We start from the raw sequence: 6,518 nt of genomic DNA, 5'->3' as shown, positions 1-6,518 counted from the left end.
GCGGACGTGGTGGTTTACGATCGGCTGGTCAGCGAAGCGGTGCTGGCACTGATCCCCGCCGCGACGCTGGCGCTGGACGTCGGCAAAACGCCCGGCTTTCACGGCATGAAGCAGAATCAGATAAGCCAGCTGCTGGTGGATCTGGCGCGCAGCGGACGGCAGGTGGTGCGGCTGAAGGGGGGCGATCCCTTTATTTTCGGGCGCGGCGGCGAGGAGATGCAGCAACTGCAGGCCGCCGGCATCGATTGCCATATCGTGCCCGGCATTACCGCCGCCACCGGCTGCGCGGCTGCCTGCGGCATTCCGCTAACCCATCGGGAGATGGCGCAGTCAGTGCGCTTTATTACCGGCCATGGCAAAGAGGGCAAGCCGCAGCTGGCGTGGGAAAGCCTGCGCGACGCCAGCCAGACGCTGGTGTTTTATATGGGGCTGACCTGGAGCGCTGAACTGAGCCGCCAGCTTTGCCAACACGGACGCGACGCTGCGACGCCGGTGGCGATTGTGGAGCGCGGTACGCGCCGCGATCAGCGCGTGCTGATCGCCACGCTGGCGACGCTGGAGGCGACAATTGCGCGCCACCAGCCGCAGTCGCCGTCGCTGATTATCGTTGGCGAGGTGGTGAGGCTTTATCGCCCGCAGGCGTACAGCACGCCGAACATGCAAGCAGCGCATTCGTCGCGCTAAGCCACGGCGATTGCCGACGCTCACTACCGAAAAAGTTGGCGCTTATGACCGCTTAAGCAGCGCATTCGTCGCGTTAGGCCGCTGTGATTGCCGACGATGACTACCGAAAAAGCGGGCGCTTGATGACCGTATAAGCGGGACTTCCGTCGCGTTAAGCCGCAGCGATCGCAGGCGCCGATCACATCCATCGTTGGCGCTTTATATCAGCAACAGCCAGCATGTGTACCTTATCGAAATAGCGATGCGCCTGCTTCGGTAGTGGGATAAGCATGATCCGTATCACATTTATGCTAAGATCAGGGTTACTTTTCCTTTCCGGACCGCCGGTTATGACAGGCTAAACTAACCCTGACGCAGCTATGGTATTAATGCATCGACTCACCTTATCCGCCTTTTCACTGCTGTTATTCAGCAGCCCGCTTCTGATCCCTGACGTCCACGCTTTCCAGACGGAAAATCACGTGCCCGCCGCGCCTTTTGAGGATCCGGCGCGTTTCAGCGCAATGGAACAGCAGCTTCCCAGCCTGGGAATAGAGGATTCACAGGAAAACGCCTTTTCCACCCGGCTGGCGCAAATGGCTAAAAGCATTGGTGAGGCGAGCAATAGCGACAGCGACGCTTCTTTTGGTCAGCAGGCAGGCGTTTGGGCGTTTAACCATTTTCGCGATGAGGTCGCCGATCGGCTGATTGATGAAGGGCAGTCGCTGCTTTCGCCCTATGGCACGGCGCAGCTGGCGCTGCAGGTGGATATGGACGGCAATTTTGTCGGCAGCGGCGGCCAGTTATTGACGCCCTGGCAGGATAATTACCAATACCTGACCTTTTCCCAGCTTGGCGTAACGCAAACCGATGACGGGCTGGTGGGCAATGCCGGGCTGGGCCAGCGCTGGGTCGCCGGCAACTGGCTGCTGGGCTATAACGCGCTGGTCGATCGCCAGTTTGATTCCGGTCTTCAGCGCGCTTCGCTCGGCACCGAGGCCTGGAGCGATTTTCTGCGCCTCTCCGCCAACTACTACGCGCCGCTGGGCGGCTGGCGTAACAGCAGCAGCAGCCAGCAAAACCGCATGGCGCGCGGTTACGACATCACCACTCAGGGCTATCTGCCGTTTTATCGTCAGCTGGGCGTTTCGGTAACCTGGGAGCAATATCTGGGCGATGAGGTCGATTTGTTTAATAACGGCAGCCTGGAGAAAAATCCGGTGGCGGTAAAAGTCGGCGTTAACTATACGCCGGTGCCGCTGCTGACCTTTACCGCCTCGCACAAAGAGGGCGAAAACGGGCAGTCGCAGGATCAGCTCGGTATGCGCGTTACCTGGCGCCCCGGCGTAGCGCTGAGCAAACAGCTCTCCGCGGATAACGTGGCACAGACGCGGTCGCTGCGCGGCAGCCGTTACGATCTGGTCGAACGCAATACCACGCCGGTGCTGGAGTTCCGCCAGCGTAAAACCCTGTCGGTCTTTCTGGCGACGCCGCCGTGGCAGCTCACCGCTGGCGAAACGCTGACGTTGAAACTGCAAATCCGCGCCGCCAACCGGATTACCGCCGTCAGCTGGCAGGGCGATACGCAAGCGCTGAGCCTGACGCCGCCCGCGAACAACACCGATCCTCATGGCTGGACAATTATTATACCGCAGTGGGACAGCACGCCTGGTGCCAGCACTCAGTATCGTCTCTCCGTCACGCTGGAGGATGAGAAACAGCACCGCGTCCCCTCGAACTGGATAACGCTCCAGTTACCCCAGCGATGACGCTGCAGTCGCCCGCCACGGATCGCTTTGACGTGATGCAACCCTGATTTTGCGGTTTGACTGACGCCTGACCGGAACCATGCCTGGCGGGCAGGCAAGATATTATTGCCCATGAAAAGGCCGCCAATTTCTGGCGGCCTTTTCATGCTCATTTAGTATACTTGCTGATGAATATCATCCAGTACCGCCTGCAGAAATTCTGCCAGCGTATCGCAGGAGATAAAAAGGTTCTGGTACTGCTGTTTGTCGCGGGATTCCCATTTATTGATTCTTACGTCATAGGCATAGCCATCCAGCGAAGAACCCCCAATTTCAATGCAGTACAAATCCTCTTCAATCATCAAATTGGGTGCTTCACGAGCAATCTTTGTCAGGAAACCATTGAAGGTAAAAAGATCATTTTCATAATGAAAGTGGTTTTCTATACCGTAAATGGTGCAATCATCAATATTGATGCCGTCTATGTGTTCAACGAAATTTTTATATTGATGCCAAAGCGTACGCGGCGCCTTACCAATCTTACGCCCAAAATCATATTTATAGAGGGCATGCGGGGAAAACGACCGCTGGCGCCAGTTTTTCGTCATTTTCCAGAACAAGCTGTTTAAACTGGTTAATTATATTTTTGTTTATAGACATATTATTGACCTTCAGGGATAAACTACGCCAACAGGAACTACCCATAACACTTCTTTTATTTCGCCTGGCATCATCTGACGAGTGATGCTTCTCTGCGCTGAATTTAAAATGTAATGCTCATAATCACGCTGAATAAGCATAAGGTTACTGAAATCATTCTCGCCGCTATCGTCCAGAGGAAACTTATGATGTATTTCCCACTTTTCGTGAGGACATATTCCCCTGGCCATTTTATTCAGCTCATCCTGATTAAAGCGTTTTTTCGCTGCCGGATGTTCAGCCAACATTTTATAAAACGCAGGTTTTACGCTTTGGAACTTCCTGCGTAACCACGGCAGATAATAAAGATGCGTTCCGGGCAGGCTGAAGCTCATGATCCCTGTCCTTATGCTGGGAGGGTGCTTCTCACATTGCTGAACGATAAAGAAAATGCTATTGCTGATTTTTCAGGCTTTTATGTCTGGAGGCTCAATAAGAGCTGGCGTGGAAAGGCGGGGAAAAATGAAAGCCGCCTTCATTGAAGGCGGCTCCTGATTATTCATCTGTAGCGAAACAGGGTTAATGCGTCCTCAAACCGGCTGCGGACATCAACAGGCGGAACAGACTGGCGACTACAAACAGCGCCAGCACGCTGCCGCCCCAAATAATCACCATCCACATCAGCCGCCGCCACAGCGGCTGCTTTGTGCTTTTCTCCGTCATACGCTGCAGTTCCATCTTCGCCTCCTGTCAGTGATAGCCCTGTTCCGGGTCGATTTTGCCGCGGAACACGTAATAGCTCCAGAAGGTGTAAACCAGAATCAGCGGGATGATAAACAGCGCGCCGACCAGCATAAAGCCCTGGCTCTCCGGCGGAGACGACGCTTCACGGAACGTAATCTCCGGCGGTATCAGATTCGGCCAGATACTGATCCCCAACCCGCTAAAGCCGAGGAACACCAACGCCAGCGTCAGAATAAAAGGCGCGTAGTGCGCATCCGGCAACCAGGCGTTACGCCACAGCGCCCAGGAGACCAGCAGCACCAGAATCGGCACCGGCAGGAAAAAGTACAGATTCGGCGTGGTAAACCAACGGTCGGCAATTGCCTGATGCGACAGCGGCGTCCAGATACTGACAATCGCCATCACTACCAGCAACGCCAACAGCAACGGACGCGCCAGCTTACGCATGGTTTGCAGCAGATGGCCTTCGGTTTTAATAATCAGCCAGCTGGCGCCCAGCAGCGCATAAGCCACGACCAGCCCCAGTCCACAGAACAGGCTGAACGGCGTGATCCAGTCGAAAACGCTGCCCGCCCATTCGCGGCCCTGCACCGGAAAACCGTTCAGGAACGCGCCCAGCACCACGCCCTGCGCAAAGGTGGCGATAAAAGAACCGGCGATAAACGACTTATCCCAAAAGGCGCGATGCGACACCGTCGCCTTAAAGCGGAACTCAAAGGCGACGCCGCGGAAAATCAGCCCGATCAGCATAATCGTCAGCGGTACCGCCAGCGCGTCCAGAATCACCGAATAGGCGAGTGGGAAAGCGCCGAACAGCCCGGCGCCCCCCATTACCAGCCAGGTCTCGTTGCCGTCCCAGACCGGCGCGACGGTATTCATCATCACGTCGCGATCTTTGGTCTCGCGCACCATCGGATAAAGCAGGCCGATACCGAGGTCAAAACCATCCATCACCACATACATCAGGATGCTGAACACAATAATGACGAACCAAATCAGCGGAAGATCGATACCCATTATTTAATTCCCCCAAGCTCATCTTTCTTATGCTCATCCATCGACTCATCGGCGGCAGAGAGCGGACGCGCCGGCGTGCGCGGCGTGCCTGGGCCACCTTTTGGCGGATGATCGACAAACGGCTGCGGGCCGCGTCCCACCAGCTTCAGCAGGTAAACCAGACCCACGCCGAAGACAGAGGCGTAAACCACAATAAAGGCCAGCAGGCTTATCGACATATGCAGCGTGCCGTGATTGGACACCGCATCGCGGGTACGCAACAGGCCATACACCACCCACGGCTGACGCCCAATTTCAGTGGTAAACCAGCCCGCCAGAATCGCCAGCAGGCCCGACGGCCCCATAATCAGCACAAAGCGATGGAACAGACGTTGGTCATACAGCCGCTTACGCAGACGCAGCACCAGGCTCCAGACGCCCGCCAGAATCATCAGCATGCCCAGCCCGACCATAATGCGGAACGACCAGAAGACGATAGTGGAGTTCGGGCGATCCTCCGGCGGGAAGCTCTTCAGCGCCGGGATTTGCTTAGTCAGGCTGTGCGTCAGGATCACGCTGCCTAACACCGGAATCTCCAGCGCATATTTGGTCTCTTCCGCCTGCATATCGGGCAGACCAAACAGAATCAGCGGCGTTGGCTCGCCGGGTTTGTTTTCCCAGTGGCCTTCAATCGCCGCAATCTTGGCTGGCTGATGCTCCAGCGTATTCAGACCGTGCGCATCACCAATGCCCGCCTGAATCGGCGCGACGATCAGCGCCATCCACATTGCCATCGAGAACATACGCTTAATCGCCGGGCTTTATTGCCGCGCAGCAGATGCGGCGCCGGACGCACCGACAAAAAAGGCGGTGGACAGGAAGGAGGCGGTCGCCATATGCAACAGGCGATAAGGGAATGAAGGGTTGAACACCACTTTAAACCACTCCGCCGGGATCAGCTGACCGTTCACAATTTCATAGCCCTGCGGCGTATGCATAAAGCTGTTGGACGCGAGGATCCAGAAAGTGGACATCAGCGTACCCAACGCCACCATACAGGTGGAGAAGAAATGCAGGCCCGGACCGACGCGGTTCCAGCCAAACATCATAACGCCGAGAAAACCTGCTTCCAGGAAGAAGGCGGTCAACACTTCATAGGTCAACAGCGGGCCGGTGATACTTCCTGCAAACGCAGAGAAGCCGCTCCAGTTGGTACCGAACTGATAAGCCATGACCAGGCCCGATACCACGCCCATACCAAAATTCACTGCAAAAATTTTCAACCAGAAATGATACAGATCGCGCCAGGTGTCATTGCGGGTTTTCAACCATAACGCTTCCAGCACCATCAAAAAACTGGCGAGGCCAATGGTAATCGCAGGAAAAATTATGTGAAAAGAGACCGTGAACGCAAATTGTATCCTTGCCAGTTCGAATGCGTCTAAACCGAACATAGCCACCTCGAGATGTACATGATTAAGCTTCCAAAAAGAGACTTCCTTGCTGACAACACAACAAGTGTAGAAGAGGATGAGTGAAACACAGAAATGATGGCTATAACAGCAACAGAATTTTAATAAGCAGCTATAACAGACGCAGCGGCGGATGCACTTTTTTGATGCAGTCCGCCTTTTTATCGGGCGCATTTTGCCCCTTTTTAACAGCAAATGTTATTCCCGATCACAAAAGCAATATTTTATCTTCTTTCTGCATAATTCCGCTGTTTGA

At 55.2% G+C, this 6,518-nt stretch carries 5 protein-coding genes and 2 pseudogenes; 2 read left to right on the top strand and 5 right to left on the bottom strand.

Annotated elements, in window-relative coordinates; translation table 11 throughout:
* Together cobA and P3C52_RS16640 are read left to right on the top strand one after the other, a co-directional pair.
* Positions 1-684: uroporphyrinogen-III C-methyltransferase (gene cobA, locus P3C52_RS16645; protein WP_275556059.1), on the top strand; the 684-nt coding region annotated here is incomplete at its 5' end.
* Positions 685-1,052: 368 nt separating this feature from the next.
* Positions 1,053-2,479, top strand: a pseudogene (locus P3C52_RS16640) (YchO/YchP family invasin).
* 105 nt (positions 2,480-2,584) lie between these two features.
* Here P3C52_RS16640 and P3C52_RS16635 read toward each other — a convergent pair.
* From P3C52_RS16635 to P3C52_RS16615, 5 genes and pseudogenes are all read right to left on the bottom strand, one after another.
* The gene (locus tag P3C52_RS16635; protein WP_275556058.1) at positions 2,585-3,019 is read right to left on the bottom strand and encodes a YrhA family protein; all 435 of its coding nucleotides are present in this window, start codon (positions 3,017-3,019) and stop codon (positions 2,585-2,587) included.
* Between the two features lie 63 nt (positions 3,020-3,082).
* Positions 3,083-3,445, bottom strand: a complete 363-nt coding sequence (locus P3C52_RS16630; RefSeq protein WP_275556057.1) for a hypothetical protein — start codon at positions 3,443-3,445, stop codon at positions 3,083-3,085.
* A 184-nt stretch (positions 3,446-3,629) separates the two neighbouring features.
* Positions 3,630-3,788 (bottom strand): DUF2474 domain-containing protein, encoded by a 159-nt coding sequence (locus P3C52_RS16625; protein ID WP_275556056.1) that lies wholly within the window; start codon positions 3,786-3,788, stop codon positions 3,630-3,632.
* 12 nt (positions 3,789-3,800) lie between these two features.
* Positions 3,801-4,811 carry a cytochrome d ubiquinol oxidase subunit II gene (gene cydB / locus P3C52_RS16620; protein WP_275556055.1) on the bottom strand — a complete coding sequence of 337 codons (1,011 nt, stop codon included), beginning with the start codon at positions 4,809-4,811 and terminating at the stop codon, positions 3,801-3,803.
* Positions 4,811-6,244: pseudogene (locus tag P3C52_RS16615) on the bottom strand (cytochrome ubiquinol oxidase subunit I). Before P3C52_RS16615 ends, cydB begins: the two are co-directional and overlap by 1 nt.
* Positions 6,245-6,518 lie beyond the last annotated feature (274 nt).

Origin of the sequence: Mixta sp. Marseille-Q2659, assembly GCF_940807255.1 — a bacterium.
Taxonomy (GTDB): Bacteria; Pseudomonadota; Gammaproteobacteria; order Enterobacterales; family Enterobacteriaceae; genus Mixta.
This window is presented reverse-complemented; position numbering and strand designations above follow the sequence as displayed.

Coding starts and splice junctions, on each gene's coding strand:
- P3C52_RS16630 (WP_275556057.1), bottom strand. CDS start 3,445: ATGAGCTTCAGCCTGCCCGGAACGCATCTTTATTATCTGCCGTGGTTA.
- cydB (WP_275556055.1), bottom strand. CDS start 4,811: ATGGGTATCGATCTTCCGCTGATTTGGTTCGTCATTATTGTGTTCAGC.
- P3C52_RS16635 (WP_275556058.1), bottom strand. CDS start 3,019: ATGACGAAAAACTGGCGCCAGCGGTCGTTTTCCCCGCATGCCCTCTAT.
- P3C52_RS16625 (WP_275556056.1), bottom strand. CDS start 3,788: ATGGAACTGCAGCGTATGACGGAGAAAAGCACAAAGCAGCCGCTGTGG.